This window comes from Pleionea sediminis (genome assembly GCF_007570825.1).
Lineage (GTDB): Bacteria > Pseudomonadota > Gammaproteobacteria > Enterobacterales > Kangiellaceae > Pleionea > Pleionea sediminis.
The window spans coordinates 177236-197522 of the sequence record NZ_SUNB01000002.1; the positions used below are offsets into that span (position 1 = coordinate 177236).

Below are 20287 nucleotides of genomic sequence, written 5' to 3' on the forward strand. Positions count from 1 at the left end.
TAATGATATTGGGTAGTGGACAAACCACTACCCAAAATTAAAGGACTAACGTCGATAGAATAAAGATGCAAGTGCAGGTAATAATATGACCGCACCAAGCATATTAAACAAGAACATGAAGGTTAAAAGAATACCCATATCGGCTTGAAATTGTAATGCAGAAAATATCCAGGTACTGACGCCAATTGCCAACGTGATACCTGTAAAAAATACAGCATTACCGGTGAGGTTCAAAGTTTTATAGAATGCCTCATTAATTGATTCTCCATTACGGATAAAATCTAACATCCTCGAGAAAATGTATATTCCGTAATCAACCCCGATACCAACACCCAAAGCGATAACTGGCAAAGTTGCCACCGTCAAACCAATCTCTAACCAAGTCATTAAAGCTTGAGCCAGAATAGAAACTATCGCCAATGGAATAATTATGCACAGCGTCGATCGAATCGATCGGAAACTGATTAAACACAACAATATGACGGCAATATATACCCCTATCAACATCGGATATTGCGCAGCTTCCACCGCTTCATTTGTTGCAGCCATAACACCCACAGGACCCATGGCCAGTTTAAAATCAACTAACTCTGAAGAATTATTACTTTTGTAGTCTTTAACTGCATTGATCACTTGCTCAATCGTTTCAGCTTTGTGATCTTTGGTAAACACCAGAACAGGCATAAACTGACAATCTTTATCAAATAAACCTGCCGATGTTTCCACATAGCGAATCGATTGAGCCAAGGTATTGGTCTCTCTTGGTAAAACTTTCCACTTTAGATTGCCCTCAAAAAAGCCTGAGTTCAAAGTCTTCGAAATGGTTGTGATACTTAGAGTAGACTGAACACCACTTAAATTATGCAAGTGCCACTGAAAATCGTCGATGGTTTTCATTACGGTGTAATCGGTACAACCATCGACTTTTGTTTCTGCCATAATCGAAATAACGTCAGTGCCGATAGAAAATTTATCCGTAATGTAGGCCGTGTCTTTATTGTAAACAGAATCAGCTCTTAACGCTGGAGCTCCAGCATGTAAATCACCAATTTTCATATCATTCGCAAAATATGCGCCAACAACTGCTAAAAGAGCAGCAACAGCAACAGTTACTTTTGCGTTTCGAATGCGAGCAAAACTAGCTAACTTATGCCATAAAACAGTTTGACGTTGTGCACCTTTTGTTACCTTTTCAGCAAATCCCGATCCAAATTTCGCATAAGATAGCAAGACAGGTAACAAAATTAAGTTAGTTAAAATAATAACTGCGACACCGATACTAGCCGTAATCGCAAGCTCTCGAATGATGTCTATTTCAATAAACAAGAGAGTCAAGAATCCAATAGTGTCACTGAGCAGTGCGACCATTCCTGGAATGAATAATCGACTACAGGCAGCGCAAGATGCGTCGAGAGATGTTGCTCCTCCGGCAACATTTTTGCCCACCGCATTGATCATTTGCACACCATGGCTTACGCCGATAGCGAACACTAAAAATGGAACCAGTATTGACATAGGATCAATACCAAATCCCATCACGGTTAACAAACCCAATTGCCAAACAACTGCAACGACAGAGGTTAAAAGAGGTAACACGGATAATTGAATACTGTGCGAATATAAATAAACCAATACCGCTGTAATTAAAAACGCAATACCGAAGAACATGAAGACACCTTCTGCTCCGGCAGAAATATCGCCAATCATTTTTGAAAAGCCGATGATATGTAATTTTACATTTGGAAACTCCGACTCTAAGTCGGTTCGAATATCTTCAAGGGCTTTCGCGACAGCGATAAAATCAGTTTTCTCTTTTGAAATAGGATCAACGGAAAATATTTGGCCTGATACCATTGCGGCTGAAAAATCATTTGCAACCAACCGACCAACAAATCCACCTTTGAGAACATTTTTACGAACTTTTTCAAGAGAATCTTGATTAGAGGGGTCAAAGGTTGCAGGAATAACCGGCCCGCCCTCTAAACCATCTTCAACCACTTCAATGTAACGCGTATTTGGAGTAAACAAAGATTGTACTTGTGGTTGATTAATACTGGGAATTGAAACCACTCGCTCCGTTGCTTTATTTAATGCATCGAAAAAAGACGCATTAAAAATATCACCAGACGTGTCTTCCAATGCCACCATAATTCGGTTAGCACCGCCGAATTCCGCCTCATGTTTTAAATAAGTTTCCATGTAAGGATGTTCGAGCGGAATATTTTTTTCAAAACTGGCATCAACTTTTAAATTTGATGCGAAATATCCCATAGCAACGGTGACGATCAAAAAGAAAAAAAGAACAACACCACGATGCTTAAAAAAAGTATTATTAATAAAATTATTTAGAGCTGACTGCTGCATGAGTAAAGTCACTCCCAGTTATTGTATTATTTTTTGGCCAGACATATCGAAACGATCAATACCTTTCGCTCCGACCACAACCAGAGTATTAATCCCTGTTTTGACGCCATTCATCAAGCCGTTACGATCAACCGTTTGTACAGATTTAACCGACATACCATCATCATTTGAAAATAACATCACGCCATCTACTGAAAAATAAGCTAATTGAGATCCACCGATACTAAGCATGTTATTAATCGAGGCAATGCTGTTGGTTTCTATTTCTTCCCAGCTTTCGCCATCATCCGCGGATCGAAATAAATGTCCACGAAGCCCCATTACTTGCAAACTACCCGATGGTGTAACGCCAACATTGAAGAATGAACCTTCATAAGGAGATTCCAACGACTCCCAGTTTTCACCTAGGTCTTCAGAAACGGCTAAAAATCCGAGCTCTCCAGCCATGTACAGTCGATTTTTCTTGCTATCGTAATCCAAGCTATAAAAATGCGGTAAACCAAAATCAGGATCGCCTAACGACTCCTGGTCGACAAACTCCCAATTTTCACCACCGTCATTCGTTGATAAATAAAGACCATAAGCGCCAACCGCAATCCCTTTTTCGGCATCACTAAACCAAACGTCAAATAATGCTGGATAATAAATATCTTCAGAATTCTCAAATTGGAGTTCCCAAGTTTCGCCACCATCAGCTGTTTTTATAATGACCTGCTGATGCCCCACAGCGAAACCTATTTTGTCATCGACAAAAGTGACGGCTGTTAAAGTAGAACGTGTTGGCGTAATAACTTGCCGCCAACTTTTTCCCTGATTATCCGAAAGCAAGACATGGCCACGTTCACCAACGGCGACTAATTTATCTTCAGGTAACTTAGCAATATCTAACAATAACGATTTATCCGCCTTTTGCGCCTCAATGGATTGAGCAGCATGCGCCATCGAAAATAGAGTGAGCGACAATAGCAATAATAATTTTAAGCTGTGAATCATTGTTACCTCTTAACACTGAGCAACAAAGGTTAATTTGAAGTCAATTCTAGATCGAACATTGCCCTATTTTCATTAGACAACATTCAAACTAAGCGATATTGATTGATAATCGTACGTTTTGCACGCATTTTAGCGTGGATTAAAAAAGGCCGGATGAAATCCGGCCTTTTTTAATATCGTTTACACCTTATCGTCGACCGGCTCGACGCAACGCCGCAGGACGGAAGTCTGCTTCAGTCTTTTTAGCAGTGAAGTCGTACATTGCATCCTCATTATCGAGTCCAATTGCAATATATCGACCTGCTTTCAAGTCATGAATAACTTCTAACGTTGACCACAGGGTTGGTACTTCATAATAGTTTAAAGCGTAAGCAAAACCAACTCGCCATAATTCATTTGACGTATCGTAAATATCAGTTACAGCGATTTGATAGCTGTCTTCATCCATATAGAAAACACGTTTTGCGTACTGATGACGTGTATCTTCTTTCAGCGTTGCTTCAACAACCCACACTCGGTGAAGTTCCCAACGCGTATGCGCAGGATTTATGTGACCGGGTCTGATTATGTCATCGTAGGTCAACTTATCGGAATGAAGATCGTAGCTGTTATAAGGAATGTACATTTCTTTTTTGCCCAACAACTTCCAATTGTAGCGATTAGGTGCGCCGTTGAACATATCGAAATCATCTGTCGTTCTAAGACCGTCAGCAGCTGTTCCTGGAGCATCATAAGCTACGTTTGGAGCACGACGTACACGGCGTTGACCGGTATTGTAGGTCCAAGCCTGACGAGGTTTTTTGATTTGATTGAATGTTTCATGAACTAACAATGCAGTCCCGGCAAGACGTGCAGGAGACAATACCCACTGTTTGAAATAGAACAGCATATTGAGTTCAGACAATTTCTCAGGAGTCATGCCTTCCGCAGTATAGATTTGATCCAATTCGTCTCGGAATTTAACCAAAGTGTAATCACCATCTGGAGTTGGTGTTACTTGGCCAGTATCACGAGTGACCGTTACGCCACGGAAACGAACAATATGGTTCCAAATCGCTTCTAAACCATTTTGCGGAAATGGAAATGGAGTCCCAACAGCTGCGTTTTTAAGACCATTACCACCAGGTACCAACTCGGTACGAGTTGCATTCAATTTTGTTGCTTCATAAACCCGTTGTGGAGCAGAGTAAGTTCTGCGTGATTGATAAACAGGAATACTGAAAGTTTTAGGGTAAGTTTTAAACATCGCCATAATGCCAGGTGACAAGTTGTCTTTGTACTTGTCTGCATTACTGGCAGTGATTGTGAATAAAACTTTGTCATCCGGGAATGGGTTCGGATGATGATCACCAACTTTATAACCTGCTGGAGGTTTTGTGATACCGCCTGTCCACTCTGGAATCGTACCTTCTTTATTGCCGGCTTTTTCCGCACCTAGCGGAGTAAGCTCGGCGCCTAGTTTAGCCGCCTCATTGGGTGCAACTTTTGCGTATGCACTGTGTGCCATGGCAAGAGCCATAGCACCAGATAGAATACTTGTTAATGTTTTGTTCATCTGTCCAACCTTGTTTAGAATGAGTAACTCGCGTTCAATGATACAAAGTCACGGTCTGATAATAGATTTTGTGTTCCGCCACCGAAGTAACGGTTATAACCAAAATTAACTTTGTAGCGCTTTAAGTAATCGAACTCTAGACCAAATGCCAATGCTTTTCGGCCTTCAACAAAATTGCTGATTGGTGCTGGAGTAATACCTGACACATCATGTTGAAACACGATTCTTGGGGCCATATTCCACGAACCGATAAAACCTTTGTAATCAGCTTTAAGAACGGCGCGATATCCCCAAGAGAATTCTTCAGCAAAACTATTTTCTTCGACACCTTCAAAGCCGGCGCGATCTGGGTTTCCACTTCGATAAGTACCCGGTGCTTCAAAACGAAGTTCATCAACACCTGGAAAATCTTGAATTTGGTTAAAACCAATTTCAACCAATCCAGTCCACTGTTCAGCACCTAGCCCTGGACCAAACAGATTAGCCATAGTGACCTGACCTTGGATAGTGTCAAACAATCGGTAACCTGCAATATATTCGCCCGGAGCAACAGCACCATTTAACTGAGAGGTTCCAAGCGGTACAGTGGCGGTGACACCTTCGAGGGCTGCAAATAGCAACTCAACGTCATCTACTTGTAATGGCTCATCTTGTCGATAAGAAATTTCACCAGAGATAGATAACCCGCCATCCGTCGCTGTGTTAAAGCTCACACCATAGAGTTCAATGTCTTCGATGTATTCAAGCGTACCGATAATACCATCGTTAGCAACATCAAACTTATTTGCAGAAATGACGGGGCGTTTGTTGTGATAGTTAATGTAGTAAAAACCAAACTCGGCTCCACCTAACTCTGGCGCATACCAACCAAGACGAATACCAAATTGACCGTCATCGCTGGCTTGCGCTCGATCAGGATCATCAACTCGTCGAGCAGCATTAATAAGCGTTGCTTCGAGTCGATCTTCAAAGGAAGGATTTAAAGTAAATCCAAGCCATATGTATTCACCAGAATCACCGGCGAAATCAGATGTCGAGAAATAAGTTCCCGCTTCGTCAAGACGAATGCTTTCCCATTCAAACTGCATGTAACCCTCTAAAGTTACATTTTCAGAAAGGTCCCATGAAGCCCAAAGCGTTTGTACTGGAATGAACGCTTCTTTTAATTCTGAGCCAGGAACTCGCAGACGAGTGATGTCGATCGGATTTGCTTCTGAAATGGAATGTTGAATAAAAGTACTTTCACCCCAGTTTACAACCTGCTCACCCAAACGAACCTGTAAAACAGAATCATCAAAGTACCATGTATTGTAAATGTACGCGTCTAACAGACGAGTATCTGTACCATGAATATCTAACGCTTCATCTGAAAATCCTTCGACGCGAGGATCGTTTTCATAGAATGGATTTTCTTGTTGGCCGTAGTATCGGAAATCACCATTTTCATATTTATGATCGTAGGCCCATAAACCTCGAACAAAAAAACCGACGCCACTGGAGTGTTGCAATCCGAAATCATGGACACCTTTAATGACTTGTGAAAAAGCATCGCCTTTATGGAAGTTAAGGTTACCGTCGTCACCGTTATAAGAAAAACGATTACCAATGCCACCGTTATCAAATGGTTGGCCTCTAGCAATTAAGTTGGCGCTTTGCTCTTCGATACGCCAACTCGAACCGATTGAAATTGTCGAGTCAAAACTGCCTTCCCAGTCGCCCCATGAAATTCCCACCGCTTGTGTAGCCGGCACAGCCAAAGCCACTGCAACTGCAGACGCTACTTTGGCCCATTTAGGCGACGAGGATTGAGCAATTTGATTAAGCCCTTTTCTTGTCATGTTTTTTACCTTCCCCGTTTTTTTAATTTTATGGTGAATCGCCGTTGTAACCTGGTTCAAAACTCACCTTACTATCGGATATTACGATGGCAGGTTAAAGCCTTGTAAAGTCGACAACAAGCCTTTCGTATGGACTTTATTATTAAAAATCCTCCGACCAGTTTAAAGTGATTTTTTTAAAATATTATTTTTCTTACAAATCAGCATGTTATATCGCAAAATTGCATTTTGCAGCGCATCAATTTAGTCGCTTATTTTTTTCATCGAAAGGAATTTATTCGATTCATCAATATCTAGTACAAATGAGCCAGAAACTCCCATCGCTGTTACGTAAGGTAAAAAGTGTTTTACAGGAATTTTGAGTCGAGTGCCGTCCACTGCACGACACCAAACATAACGCGAATAATCACTGTACACTCTTAACCATTCATCTTTTGCAATCGCGAGATGAAATGTGTAACTGGGCATCGGTTTTCACACCCTCAACAATCACATTTAAGCGAAAAATTTTTCGTCCATTTTTGGCTCGACTTTTTCAACACACTCAATGCCTTCTTCTGCCAAACAATCTAAAATCGGCTCATAAAAATGACGCAACACTGGAATGTGAACACCTTTGTCATTTATCTCACCGTCTAATATCAATTGCGCGGAAATGCCGACGGGATACCCCACAGTTTTAGCCATCGCTGAATAACCATTAGGATCACCCTTTACCACTAAAGTCGAACTCAAATATTCCGATTTACCTTGATACTCGATTTCAAATTTATGTTGAAGCGCAATCATGTCATATTCGCCTTCTTTAAAGCTGAGTTTCGACAATAACAACTGACAAAAAGCATCTAGAATAGATGGCGCATCGGGTAATTTATCATCACCGAATAATCCCAACCATTCAAATGCATCTTGAACTTCACTGGATAGCTTTATTGAATTCTTTTCTAACGACGCACTGATCCAATCGCTCCAACTTAAAGCGACATCCGGCTTATCTTCAGTACTCAACAATCCTACCTGATGAGCACAATCGAATACTTCAGAAAATCCTTTGTATCTCAAAGTGCCACGAATTAAATTCTGATTTTCAGGCATATTGTATGCCTCACGGTAAGGCGTTGAGTCTCGATTAGGATACCCTTCCAATTCGAAATCGGTTCCCAGATCGACAGGTTGAGCACTGGCCAATAATTGAGAAGGTTGAATCGTTTCCTTTTTACCGTGCTTTAAAAAACTGGCTTCATTTCGTAACGCTAATAATACGCCTCGAGGAGCCCAGGAAAACTTATAGCCGATAGGATTATCGTTACATTCTGGAGCAGGAAGACCACCACACCAAGATGCAAAACTTTTAACACCAGCACCTTTATCATGTGCTTCATCAATAACCTTCATGGCGGTTAAGTGATCGATTCCAGGATCAAGCCCAATTTCATTTAAAATTAAAACATCAGCCTGCTTTGCTTTTTCATTTAATGCCCGCATTTCTGGACTTACATAAGATGCAGTAACCAATGGACGTTTATGTTCAATACATAACTCGGCAATAGCGACATGGAAAATATACGGCACCAAACTGATGACTAAATCATGCGAAGCTATTAAGTCAGACATTTGACTTTTATCGGTTACATCAGCCGCTGCGGCTGTATTGCCATCTCGATCACCAGCAAGAGCTTGAGCTTCTGACAAAATATTCGACACGATGGTTATCTTATTTTCCTCGCGGCGTGCCAAATATTCAATTGCCGGAGCTGCGACTAATCCCGCACCTAAAATTAAAATTTTCTTTTCCATTCGTGAATCCTCCCTACTGCTTAAAATGGTGATAAATTGGAATTAAAATTGACTCGCCCAACATCATACTTCGCTCTGGAGACCAGCCAAAATCTTCATCGGGCAAGTTCGCATTGTCTTTAAACGGCATCTCAAGCGTCATTGCCAAGCAACCATATTCTTGACCAACCCAACTGCTTGCAATGCTAAGATCGGCTTGCCCCGGTTCATCTTTTGGATACCCAAATTCATCCTGAAACTCTGGCGTTGCAGCCATATAATTGTCTTTGAACATTTGTTCTTGCTTAGCCCAATCTGCGTCAAATCTAGGAATACCTTCACACCCCGCAATAAAGTTGTAAGGTAATCCTTCATCGCCATGCACATCAATAAATAAATCAAGGCCTGTTTCTTCCATGGCTTCTTTCACCAAACAAACTTCGGGGCAAGTTTCGTGATCCATTTTATCCCACTGGCGGTTTAAATTTACCCCAATAGCATTGGTCCGGAGATGACCTCTTTCGGTACCATCAGGATTCATATTTGGAACCAGATAAAAACAGCAATGCTGTAGCAACTGTTGGGCTACCCCATCCGTTTCGTCTAAAAGACGCGCAATCACACCTTCCATAAACCACTCTGCCATGGTTTCTCCAGGATGTTGCCGCGCGATCATCCAAACTTTTTTCTTTGCTTTTGGATTACCAATCGTCAGCAAGTTCATTTCACGACCATCTAATGTTTCACCTAAAACTTTATGAGAACACAAAGGGTGAAGTTCCGATTGTTGAACCAATTGTAAATGTCGCTCATAACTGTAAGGCGCGAAGTAAGCAAAATAAGCGCATGATTGCTCGAAACTTAAAGTAAAAGATAAGGTGTTATTTTCAAATTGAGTTGGAATTCGAAACCAATTTACGCCATCGTAACTGCAGCAAGTGTTGTAATCTTGCCAGCCATCTGGGTAAGCCGTTTTGTCAGCATCTTTAATTTCAAAATTAACTGTTTTACCTAAAGCGTTATTCGCTTTAAAGAAAAACCATTGTTTAAATTCTGATTGATTGTCTGCCTTGATAGCCAACTGAACATTGGAATCACCATCGGACTTTATGACTTCTATGTTTCCAGCAGAGAATGCCGAGTTAATTTGTACCATGACTAAACTACCTAAATTAATTCGAACAGCAAGCATAAGGATGCCAACATAAAATGTAAACGAATAACCCGAATTTACTGGTTTTCCGCTCAATAGTTATCCACTTTAGTGGATATTTAAACGATTTTTTGAGATAGAAACAAAAAAGCCCGGCATTGCCGGGCTTTGCTGAACTGTTTTCGAATCAATTCTTTTTTACTTCCACATATTGTCGCAATAACTCTATCGCATACTTATCTTCGTTCGCTCCTATGAGACCTTTCTTGAAACTAGCACTGTAGGGCTTTTCACCCAACCAAGCTTTAAACAAAATTTTGTCGAACCCGCGATTGCGAATTTGTCCTAAAATTTCTCCGTTGTGCCTCACAATAACGCCCGTTTTAGGAATAAAATCGAAAGTTAAAATGTCACCTTTAGAGTAGATACCCTTGAACATACCGATGAATGTTCTTAAGTCACCACGATACGCTTGTAATTCATCGGGTACATTATTGATTTTCAGACTACCTGCCATTTCGCGGCCAAAACTACGTCCGGAAACTCGGTCAAGTGCAAAGGTTAGTGTCATTCTTTTGGCATCTTCATCAAAGATAATGTCGGTATCAATTCGCGACTTATTTTTAACGTACAATGCAGCGATGTAGTAAGTTGTGCTGTGCTTTTTGACTGCGCCCATTCCGTTCAAGAAAAGCTCGTTACCAGCAACATTAACTTTCTGAACCTCATAGAGCTCTTCGTTAGATGCGGCAAACGAGAAAGTCGAAACCAGTATTGCTAAACCACTTAAGAGCTTTAAAATTCCTCTGTGTCGCACGGTACTACCTACCCCATAGACTTGTGACCTTGTGGAAACTCCCTGCGAGAGCCGAAGTGTCTATTCCATCAGAACAGGCTTTTTACAACTATTACCCACTGTTATAACACGCTTTATAAGTTTAATTTATACTAATATTTTCTACTTGTCACATTTTTATATAACCCATAACTATACGAGATGTTCGAAAATGCACTCTTCACCGGGCTTTCGCATGTTGTAATGAGTCGACATCGTATAACCATAGGCGCCTGCATTCGCGACTAAAATAGAGTCTCCTTCAAAGGACTCAGGTAGCATTCGATCGATACCTAGCTTGTCGGCAGATTCGCAAATCGGTCCAACAACCGTGTACTTTTGGTTCGCTGGTTGTTTCATTCGAGTTAAATTAACAATTGGATGATACGCACCGTACAACGCGGGACGAATGAGTGAATTCATACCCGTTTCAATTCCCAAATATCCAGCTCCTGACTTTCCTTTTAATTGAGTTACGCGAGCCAAAAGCACGCCACACTCTGCTACAACAAATCGGCCGGGCTCCAACCAAAGTTCAATTCCACCCAACAATAATTTTAGTTTCATCAGCAGTTGGTCTACCGCAGCTAAATCCAGCTCCTGCTGTTGAGGTTTCTCTACGATGCCTAAACCACCTCCGAGATCCAAATATTTTAAATCAGGAAAGTGATTGATAAGACTCAAGAGAATTTGACCATTTTCATACCAATTATCGGGCGAAAGAATTCCGCTACCGACGTGACAATGCAAACCAACAACTTCAACGTTCAATTGTTCTAATAGAGGCAAGGACTCAATTAACGCTTCCATCGGAATGCCAAACTTTGCTTCTTTACCGGCCGTTTTAACATGCTTATGGTGGCCTCTTCCTGAGCCAGTATCTATTCTTAATAAAACCTGCTTACCACGCACTAAATCAGGCCACTGTTTGAAAACAAACAAATTATCGATTGTTAAAAACACACCCAGCTCAATCGCTTGTTCATATTCGCATCGCGGAGCAAAGTTTGGTGTAAACAGTACTCGTTTGCGATCAATAGTTGGAAATAAAGAAAGTACATAGTTAACTTCTTCAATCGATACACATTCCAATCCCATCCCCGACTTTTCTATTTGCTCGAGTACGGCTTGGTTTGAGTTGGCTTTTACAGCATAAAATAGTCGGCTGACTGACTTTAACTTTTTTAACTTTTCGGTTTGTTCTTGCACTTTTCCAAGCGAATAAACATAGCAATGTCCATTTTGTTGAACAATAGACTCTAATTCCCGGGCACGAGAATACCACCAACTTTTTGCTCCAAAGGTGTCTCTATCACTGTCTCTATGCCCAAACAAGCTTGACCAAGTTTCGCCAATTTGAGTATTCGAAGGTACCTGAGAAATTAAATTCTCATGCATTTGTTTAATTAACTGCGGTGCCTCAGACTCTTCAATAACAAAGGTAAAGTTCAAATTATTGGCCGCTTGCGTCAGCATGTGAACCGAGCGGTTCTTAAAAACTTCAAACGCCTGACTAAGTTGTGCAATAAGCATACGAATCGATCGACCTACAATACTGATCGCCGAACAATTTTGTAAAACTGTCACGCGACAAATGGATTCGAGCTCTTGAATTAGTAACTTAATACGACTTTCGCTGATGTCCTGAACCAAATTATCCAAAGTCACGGTAACGTTTGTTTCAGATGTTGAGACCTGATCAATCGATAATCCATGCTTATAAAAAATGTTAAAAGCTTCCGCCAAGAACCCTGGTGTTTGCCACATGTCGGAAGTTTCCATTGCCACCAAGCAAACACCTTCGCGAACAGAAATGGCTTTCACTTGAGGTTCGGTTTGCTGAAAATTTCCAATTAAAGTTCCCTTCTTATCGGTATCAAAAGTAGAGCCAACAAAAACAGGTATTTGAGCTTGGCGCACGGGCCTTAAGCATCGAGGATGCAAAACTTTAGCTCCGGTCGATGCAATTTCTTGAGCTTCACTGTAATCGAGTTCTATCAATTGACGTGCTTCTGGAATATGCCTTGGATTTGCTGAAAACATTCCGGGCACGTCGGTCCAAATTTCTAACCGCGCAGCATTAAGCATAACGGCAAAATAAGCCGCAGAAGTGTCTGACCCTCCGCGTCCAAGAACCACCGTTTCGCCACAATTATTGGACGCTATGAATCCTTGAGTAATAACAACATCGGAGAGTTTCGACAATTGCTCGTATTTATCACGAGCAAAAGTCACCTGACATTCAGCATTTAAATAACGGTCAGCAACTGAGCGGTGATTGCTAACATCCGCCGCAAGCCACTCTCTAGCATCGGTTAACTCCAACCCACAGGCTAACTCGCGTTTTAAATAATGATATAAAATGTTTGAGCTAAGTTGCTCACCATAAGCGAGTATTCGAGCTTGGATAGCATAGTAAGTTGTTAGCTCTTCATTCAATAATGCATTGTACTGTTCTTTTATTTCATTAATTGTCTCATCAATCCACTTCACTAAAGATTTATCTTTATCAAGCGACAGTAGTGAAAGATACGCCAAATGCTTTTGTCGTAAAGACTCACAAACAACTTCCAAGCTGATCGATTCAGGTTTGGTCGCCATCGTTTCTAATTCATTCGAAACACCGCTGAATGCCGACACAACCAATAACACGCGTTTCTTTTGCTGAGTTCGCTCTTTAACAAGTTTGACAATATTCTGAATGGACTCTAAAGACGACACACTGGTGCCGCCAAACTTGGCAACAAGCCATGGATTAAACGAATTCATAGTTATTTCCTGTTATCGATAAACTCACGAATTAAGCGTAAGTCGCTTGGCAAGGTAAATGATTTTTTAGGTTTGGAGTGTAATTTCGTTATTGATTCGGGCATTGTGACCGCTTTACCGGTGTAAGTTTCAATGGTTTCCGAAAATTTAACAGGATGCGCAGTCGACAAACAAATCACATTTTCGCATGAAGAGCGTTCCTCAGCACAAATACCGACCGCTGTATGAGGATCAACCAACAAACCTTTGTCAGCTAACTCGCGCATTTTATTACCCGTTTCTTCATCAGAAATGGCGTAAACCTCAAACTTTTCACGTAAACGTTCCATCATTTCAGGCTCAATCGCAAATTCACCTTGCTGCTTTAACTGCAACATTTTTGATTGAATATAATCACTATTTCGCCCCGACAATTCGAATAACAGTCGCTCAAAATTAGACGCGACTTGAATATCCATTGCAGGGCTTAATGTTAAATGCGATTCAGCTGGGCGAAAAACACCTTCGTTATAAACTCTCGCCAATAAATCGTTACTGTTACAGGCGACAATAAATTTATTTACTGGCAATCCACAACGATGAGCATAATAACCTGCGAGCACATCACCAAAATTACCTGTCGGCACCGAGAACGAAACGCTCGTTGCTAATGATGTTTTTTGCTTATACTGACTAACAGCATAAAAATAGTAAACCATTTGCGCCATAATTCGACACCAGTTAATCGAATTGACAGCCGTCAAATTATGTCGTTGATTAAACTCACGATCAGAGAATAACGCTTTAACTAAACTTTGCGCTTCATCAAAGCTACTGTTTAGTTCAATCGGGTAAACATTATCGCCAACACCACAAGTCATTTGCAGTTCTTGAACTTTTGAGACTCGACCTTTCGGGTAGAACATGAATACACGACATCGATCAATTCCCGACAACCCAGCAATGGCGGCACCACCAGTATCTCCAGACGTCGCACCAACGACAGTCAAGTTCTGATTACCTCGCTCCAGCAAAGAATGCAAAACACGACCAAGAAATTGCAGTGCAACATCTTTAAACGCCAAAGTCGGTCCGTGGAAAAGTTCAAGAACCCAATGGTTATCATAGCGTTCAAGCTCTACAATATTATTTGAATCAAACGTCTGATAACTCTGGCTCACCAGCAATTCGACCTCCTCAGAGGTAAAATCGGGCGCCATGAAATAAGAAAAAATGGAGGAAGCCAACGCTTGGTAACCGGCGTTATGAGCCGAAACTTCGCCCAAATCAGGGAGTATTTCGGGAACGAAAAGGCCACCATCCTCCGCTAGCCCCTGTTGAACGACGGCTTTGAAAGAAAACGACTGGTTATGATTTCTCGAGCTGATATACCGCATATTTCTGAAAATAATAGTAAATTATTTGCTTATTTTGTGAAATTCTCTTGAGAAAACAAAAACTTTTTGGTTATATGACTATAGTGAGGCTGTTCACATTAGTATCTCTGCCATTGCCGGGGTGTCTTTTAATTCTATAATTCAGTAACAGATTCACGGAACCATATTCCAGGACGATTGCCAGCATAGAATGGACACGAGCGTAAACTTTAGGCTGCTAGCGCTTGTGCAGCCAGACAAATGAATGTGGAGAGTAGCATGACATTGGGTCGTAAAATCGGTTTGTTGTTTGTCGCGACATTATACTCTTTATCGTTGCAGGCCAATGAAACCATCACACTAGAGGATGGAACAAGCCTCAAGCTAAGAGGTATCGGCTTAGCAACAGAATTTCGCACTGAAATTTACATTGGTGCGTTGTATTCCCCTCTTGGTGTTGAGTCAATTGACAAACTTAAAGAGGCTTCAACACCCAAAAGAATGGTTGTACGGTATATACCTGACACTTATTCTTATCGAAAAGTTTCTCGGCACTTTAAAGAACGCATTGCGATGAACAATGACCGTGAAGTTTGGCAACCACTAACCCGAGAAATCGTTACTTTCGGCCGCATATTTAACGATAACTTTGTTAAAGGCGATGAAATTCAACTCGACTACATGCCGGGGAAAGGTACCAATGTTTACCTAAATGACGTGTTATTTGAAAAAATAGACGATCCTAAATTCTTTAGCCTACTTCTTGATGCCTGGACAGGTTCGGTTCCGCCATCGAAAGCCTTTAAAGTAGGTATCACCGGCGCTGCGGGCGAAAGTGAACAACGCTCATTACTCAATCGTTTTTCAGGACTACAACCCCAAAAAGGCCGATTTAAGCTACCAGAGCCTGAAGTTGCTGCTAAGCCTACGCCAAAACCAAAGCCTACGCCAAAACCGAAGCCGAAGCCAAAGCAGGAACCCAAAAAAGAAGTGGCTAAGAAACCTGAACCGAAACCTGAGCCTAAGAAAGAAGTGGCTAAGAAACCTGAACCGAAACCTGAGCCAAAGCCAGAACCAAAACCTGAGCCAGAAGAAGATTTTATTGATGAAGATTTAATACGCGGTTCTTACGTTCGAGATCTTATTGCGGAAGTTCGCGAGAATCAGGAATATCCCCGCCGGGCACTATTGAATGGTGATCAAGGTGATGGTGTTGCTAAAATAAAAATCGATCGCTTCGGTGAATTATTAGATGTTGAACTGGTTGAACGTACCGGCTCTCGTACACTGGACAAAGCCATTGTTAAAATGGTTCGGCGCTCAGCTCCTTTCCAAGGCGTTCCGCCAGAATTGAAAGACGATGAATTTGAATTTGAAGTGCCTTTCTCATTTCAATTCTAAGACTTAAAAAATAAAAACGCCGGCAACTGCCGGCGTTTTTATTTCAATCAATATCAACAAACTTTACATTCACGAACTAGCTAACCAGGATCCAATCCGTTCCTTCGCCTTGATCAGCAATAATAAACTCGATGCCAAAATCACAAGCATCAAAACTGGTCTTTACCAAGTCAGGACAATTATTCTCTTCACTTAAATGCATTGCAACAACACGTTTGAGCTGTGATTTATCCATCGCTTCAAGTAATGACAACGCTTGTTGGTTACTTAAGTGCCCATAATCTCCAGCAATTCGTTGTTTGAGAGCGGCTGGATATTTACTTTTTCTCAGCATTACAGGATCGTGATTAAACTCAAGTAACAAAGTATGTGTGTTTGATAAAACATCAACGATATGGCTCGTTATTCGCCCGGTATCCGTAATTAAGCCTAAACGCTTATTCTGATATGAAAAAACAAATTGAATAGGCTCGCGTGCGTCATGAGGAACGGTAAAGGGCAATACTTTTAATTCGCCAATAGAAAATTCTGATTCACCAGTTAGATATTCAACATTATCAATCGGTTCACATGAACGGTGTAAATGAGTTCCGCGACTCAAAAAAACAGGAATTCCAAATTTACGCGCCACTCGCGCAACACCGCTCGCATGATCACTGTGTTCATGTGTCACCAGAATGGCCGACAAAGATTCGACATTAATTCCTTTATTGTCCAATCGTTTAATTAGCTCTTTGATTCCAAAACCACAATCAACTAAAACTTTTGCTTCGCCGGCAACGATCAGAATTGCGTTTCCCTTACTCCCAGAACCAAGAGAAACGCATCGAAATTCACTCAAGAGCTTACCGTTTCTTTACTCGTTCAGTCCGACCGTAAGCTTCCGAGAGATACGGAAATATTTTTGCCATTTTGCCATCCGATAATGGATTACCATCAACATCAACAAAAGACACGGTAACCGCTCCTTCATCACGACCACCAACAATAACTTGGTAAGGACCTTCCTCAAGATCAAGTGCTACCCCTTCTTCACCACCAAACATGGAAGCAAAGAATCCTGGTTCATTAGGCACAAAATTAAAGAAATAAGTGGACTGAGCACGATCTTTATCGGTCAATGTAAAACCAAAAGGCTCTAAAATTTTAGGAGTTTTTAACCAAACAGTGCGCCAATCCGACTCTGCCAAAAGCGCTGCATTGTTATTTGCATCTTTAGCCAATTTAACAACAAATCCTCGACGCATCTGCTGCAACATTTTCGCATTCTCAAGACGATCGAGGTAGTCCATGTATCCAACAAATTCGTTCAAGAAGCGCGTCGCAATTTTTTCTGAAGTCGGTAACTTTATCCATTTATCTTCTTCGTAAGGCATTCGTTGGTACTGTATATGTTGCACTTCAATACTGACTTCTCCTTTACGTTCACCTTCCGCTAAGTTGATTCGATATTTTGAGCGTTCAAATCTTGGAAGAACGGTACCGAAAACTGCGCGCCACCAAGCTTCATTATCCTCGACAACCCAATCGGTCTGAATATCTGTACCCACGTTATTGATTGAAACGTTTTTATAATTAAAAAACTGTTCAATTTGTTGTTTTAATTCAGCTTTATCTTTCAACCAAAAAACCGCAGGATTATTTGCTGCACGATTCACTCGCATGCCTTGGCTTACAGCCAAAATTTGGATGGGCGGCATACGGTCAAGCTCTTCTCCTGCTTTATTTTTTCGAGCCTGTGACGATAGAGGCGGTACGGGTAACTCGTTACTTAAACGAGATTTATCGTAGTCTTCAGGTATCTCGAGAGAACGCGATTGTTTTGCTTTCAAATAATCATTCGTCGAATCATGGATTAAGCCATCTTCACCGTACAGCCAACTACAGCCCGATAACAAACTGGTTGACGCTACAAGAAAAACCCACAAATACTTCATCTAACTCTCCTCACTTCGCCAAAGCTAAGCGCACTAATTCGCGTTTAAGCGCCTCTTGCCCCACTTCAAGCGAAGTCAACGGTAACCTTAAACTATGTTCAATTTTTTTCATTGCAGCCAAAGCCCATTTCACAGGAATTGGGTTTGCTTCGACAAACAAAAGTTCGTGCAGCGCTGCCACCGATGCATCAACAGCCCTGGCTTTCTCTATTTCACCCGCCAGAGTATGATTACAACGTAACGCCATCTGCTGTGGAACTATATTAGCGGTCACCGAAATAACACCTTCGCCTCCCATTTCCATAAAAGACTGGGAAGTTGGATCATCACCGCTCAACAAAGAGAACTGACTCCCTTTATGGGTAATAAGTTCCTTAGCTCGTTCTAAATCGCCTGTGGCATCTTTCAAGCCAATAATGTTTTGATGCTGCGCCAGTTGAAATACAGATTCGTTCGTCAAATCACAGGCCGTTCTCGCTGGCACATTATATAGATAAATGGGATGCTGAGCGATATCCGCTACCGCATTAAAATGCTCAACTAACCCTTTTTGACTGGGTTTGACATAATACGGACAAACGGTCAAAAAACCATCAACCGCGAAACCATTCAATGCTTGTGTATTTTGCAGAGTTGCCTGTGTCGAATTCGCTCCGTTCCCCACCAAGACTTGAAAGGAATCATCGGAAAACTCTAAAGTAATTTCGACTAACCGATGAATTTCAGCATCCGTTAATGATGCCGATTCGCCTGTCGTTCCTGCAACAACGACACCGTGAGTTCCACTTTGTTTATGCCAGTCCACTAAGTCTCGATAAGCCGCAAAATCGACTTTTCCCGCCTGAGTGAAAGGGGTAACAATGGCCACTATACTGCCGCGTAACATACAAGCCTCTAATCAATGTTGGTTTTGGATGTGTCGTTAAGAGCCGCTATGTTACTCATGGTCCCGCCCGAGTACAAGCTATGGTTATTCATCAGTCCATCTATGAACTTAATTGATGTTCTTTTAATCGAAAACAAGTGAACAACTTATCCTCAAACTTGCCTTCTTTTGTATATAAATCAACCATAAGAGTGTGTATAGTATTTGATCCAAGTTAAAGTGCTGACAATTTTGATTTTAAGCTTTAAACTGCGCAGCCATCTCAAAACCAGTAAGAATTAATATGAGTGCACGATTAGTTATTTCTGCGATAGGTTCAAATCGTAGAGGCATTGCGAATGAACTCGCACACATTATTCAAGAGTTTGGGGCCACCATATTGGAAGGCCATATGACGGTAATGAGCAAAGAATTTGCGGTTATTATCGAAGTCACAGGTCCGTGGAATGCGTTAGCAAAGTTAGAGCACCAGTTGCCTTTAAGAGCCCATCAGCTTGGGCTTTTAACGATGTTAAAACGTACCGAATCACTGGAAGAAAATAAGCAAACGACAGCCTACCGAGTAACCATTTCAACGGTCGAAGATCGAGGAATTATCAAACGTCTCACTCAATTCTTTTCTGACAATAAAATAAATATCGACGAATTAAATTGTCGAACTTATTTAGCGCCTCACAGTGAAGATCTTATGGGTGAAGTAAAATTGACTGTGACGATGCCTGATGATTTCAATGTTGAAGAAATCCGCACAAAGTTTGAACAATTTTGTCTTGATGAAAATTTGTCCGGAATTATCACACCTTTAAAAAATTCGTCATAAAAATTTGCAAGGTCAAATTTATTGGCGTAGATTGAGTTTATGGTAAGAAAAATTTGGAGAAACAGGCATTGAGCAAAACGCCTGCGATTGGAAAAAAAGCACCGAACTTTAACCTCCCCGCGACCGGCGACAAAAAACTTGCGCTAAAAGATTTCAAAGGTCAAAAATTAGTCATCTATTTTTATCCCAAAGATGCTACTCCAGGTTGCACGACCGAAGGGCAAGACTTTCGCGATACCTTTAAAAAATTTAAAAATGCAAATTGTGCGATTCTAGGCGTGTCACGCGATCCAATGAAGTCGCATGAGAGATTCAAAGAAAAACAATCTTTCCCGTTTGACTTACTGTCCGATGAAGAAGAAGTCATGTGCCAAGCTTACGATGTTATTAAACTCAAAAAAATGTATGGCAAAGAATACATGGGTATTGAGCGCAGCACATTTTTAATCGACGAAGATGGCAAACTCCAAAATGAATGGAGAAAGGTCCGGGTAAAAGGTCATGTCGAAGAAGTATTGGCAGCGGTTAAAGCACTTTAGTCACGTGCAACTTAAACGTTGATAAAAAGGTTCCGTTGCCGCACTGTCCTGTCCATTGTATAGAGA

16 protein-coding genes are annotated in these 20287 nt (G+C 41.2%); 3 read left to right on the forward strand and 13 right to left on the reverse strand.

Translation table 11 applies throughout. From position 1 onward, the window contains the following. Nucleotides 1-45: 45 nt before the first annotated feature. From FAX86_RS10685 to thrC, 10 genes are all read right to left on the reverse strand, one after another. Nucleotides 46-2364 (reverse strand): efflux RND transporter permease subunit, encoded by a 2319-nt coding sequence (locus FAX86_RS10685; RefSeq protein ID WP_144393408.1) that lies wholly within the window; start codon nt 2362-2364, stop codon nt 46-48. An 18-nt stretch (nt 2365-2382) separates the two neighbouring features. Then, nucleotides 2383-3357 carry a WD40/YVTN/BNR-like repeat-containing protein gene (locus FAX86_RS10690; RefSeq protein WP_144393409.1) on the reverse strand — a complete coding sequence of 325 codons (975 nt, stop codon included), beginning with the start codon at nt 3355-3357 and terminating at the stop codon, nt 2383-2385. Nucleotides 3358-3544: 187 nt separating this feature from the next. Beyond that, nucleotides 3545-4912 (reverse strand): DUF1329 domain-containing protein, encoded by a 1368-nt coding sequence (locus FAX86_RS10695; RefSeq protein ID WP_144393410.1) that lies wholly within the window; start codon nt 4910-4912, stop codon nt 3545-3547. A gap of 14 nt (nt 4913-4926) precedes the next feature. After that, nucleotides 4927-6750, reverse strand: a complete 1824-nt coding sequence (locus tag FAX86_RS10700; protein ID WP_144393411.1) for a DUF1302 domain-containing protein — start codon at nt 6748-6750, stop codon at nt 4927-4929. A 243-nt stretch (nt 6751-6993) separates the two neighbouring features. Continuing rightward, nucleotides 6994-7218, reverse strand: a complete 225-nt coding sequence (locus tag FAX86_RS10705) for a DUF2835 family protein (RefSeq protein ID WP_144393412.1) — start codon at nt 7216-7218, stop codon at nt 6994-6996. 27 nt (nt 7219-7245) lie between these two features. Further along, complete coding sequence (locus FAX86_RS10710; protein WP_144393413.1) at nt 7246-8547, reverse strand: saccharopine dehydrogenase C-terminal domain-containing protein; 1302 nt, start codon at nt 8545-8547, stop codon at nt 7246-7248. A gap of 13 nt (nt 8548-8560) precedes the next feature. Further along, the gene (locus FAX86_RS10715) at nt 8561-9775 is read right to left on the reverse strand and encodes a M14 family metallopeptidase (RefSeq protein ID WP_246128575.1); all 1215 of its coding nucleotides are present in this window, start codon (nt 9773-9775) and stop codon (nt 8561-8563) included. Between the two features lie 91 nt (nt 9776-9866). Continuing rightward, on the reverse strand, nt 9867-10496 hold the full coding sequence (locus FAX86_RS10720; protein ID WP_144393414.1) for a chalcone isomerase family protein: 630 nt from the start codon (nt 10494-10496) through the stop codon (nt 9867-9869). A gap of 171 nt (nt 10497-10667) precedes the next feature. Next, nucleotides 10668-13283: a bifunctional aspartate kinase/diaminopimelate decarboxylase gene (locus tag FAX86_RS10725; RefSeq protein ID WP_144393415.1), complete on the reverse strand. Its 2616-nt coding sequence runs from the start codon at nt 13281-13283 to the stop codon at nt 10668-10670. 2 nt (nt 13284-13285) lie between these two features. After that, a complete protein-coding gene (gene thrC, locus FAX86_RS10730; protein WP_144393416.1) occupies nt 13286-14659 on the reverse strand; it encodes a threonine synthase in 1374 nt (457 codons plus the stop codon). A 258-nt stretch (nt 14660-14917) separates the two neighbouring features. Between thrC and FAX86_RS10735 the strand changes: the two genes are divergently transcribed. After that, nucleotides 14918-16039: a TonB family protein gene (locus tag FAX86_RS10735; RefSeq protein ID WP_164503543.1), complete on the forward strand. Its 1122-nt coding sequence runs from the start codon at nt 14918-14920 to the stop codon at nt 16037-16039. Nucleotides 16040-16115: 76 nt separating this feature from the next. Here the strand turns inward: FAX86_RS10735 and FAX86_RS10740 are convergent, their stop codons facing one another. From FAX86_RS10740 to dapA, 3 genes are read right to left on the reverse strand one after another with little or no spacing between them, the layout of a single operon-like run. After that, a complete protein-coding gene (locus tag FAX86_RS10740; protein WP_144393418.1) occupies nt 16116-16880 on the reverse strand; it encodes an MBL fold metallo-hydrolase in 765 nt (254 codons plus the stop codon). Nucleotides 16881-16884: 4 nt separating this feature from the next. After that, nucleotides 16885-17976 carry an outer membrane protein assembly factor BamC gene (gene bamC / locus FAX86_RS10745; RefSeq protein ID WP_144393419.1) on the reverse strand — a complete coding sequence of 364 codons (1092 nt, stop codon included), beginning with the start codon at nt 17974-17976 and terminating at the stop codon, nt 16885-16887. 10 nt (nt 17977-17986) lie between these two features. Continuing rightward, the gene (gene dapA / locus FAX86_RS10750) at nt 17987-18862 is read right to left on the reverse strand and encodes a 4-hydroxy-tetrahydrodipicolinate synthase (protein ID WP_144393420.1); all 876 of its coding nucleotides are present in this window, start codon (nt 18860-18862) and stop codon (nt 17987-17989) included. Between the two features lie 283 nt (nt 18863-19145). On the opposite strand from dapA, the gene FAX86_RS10755 reads away from it, so the two are divergent. Both FAX86_RS10755 and bcp read left to right on the forward strand, forming a co-directional pair. Further along, nucleotides 19146-19682 (forward strand): glycine cleavage system transcriptional repressor, encoded by a 537-nt coding sequence (locus tag FAX86_RS10755; RefSeq protein ID WP_144393421.1) that lies wholly within the window; start codon nt 19146-19148, stop codon nt 19680-19682. Nucleotides 19683-19750: 68 nt separating this feature from the next. Then, nucleotides 19751-20221, forward strand: a complete 471-nt coding sequence (gene bcp / locus FAX86_RS10760) for a thioredoxin-dependent thiol peroxidase (protein ID WP_144393422.1) — start codon at nt 19751-19753, stop codon at nt 20219-20221. Nucleotides 20222-20287 lie beyond the last annotated feature (66 nt).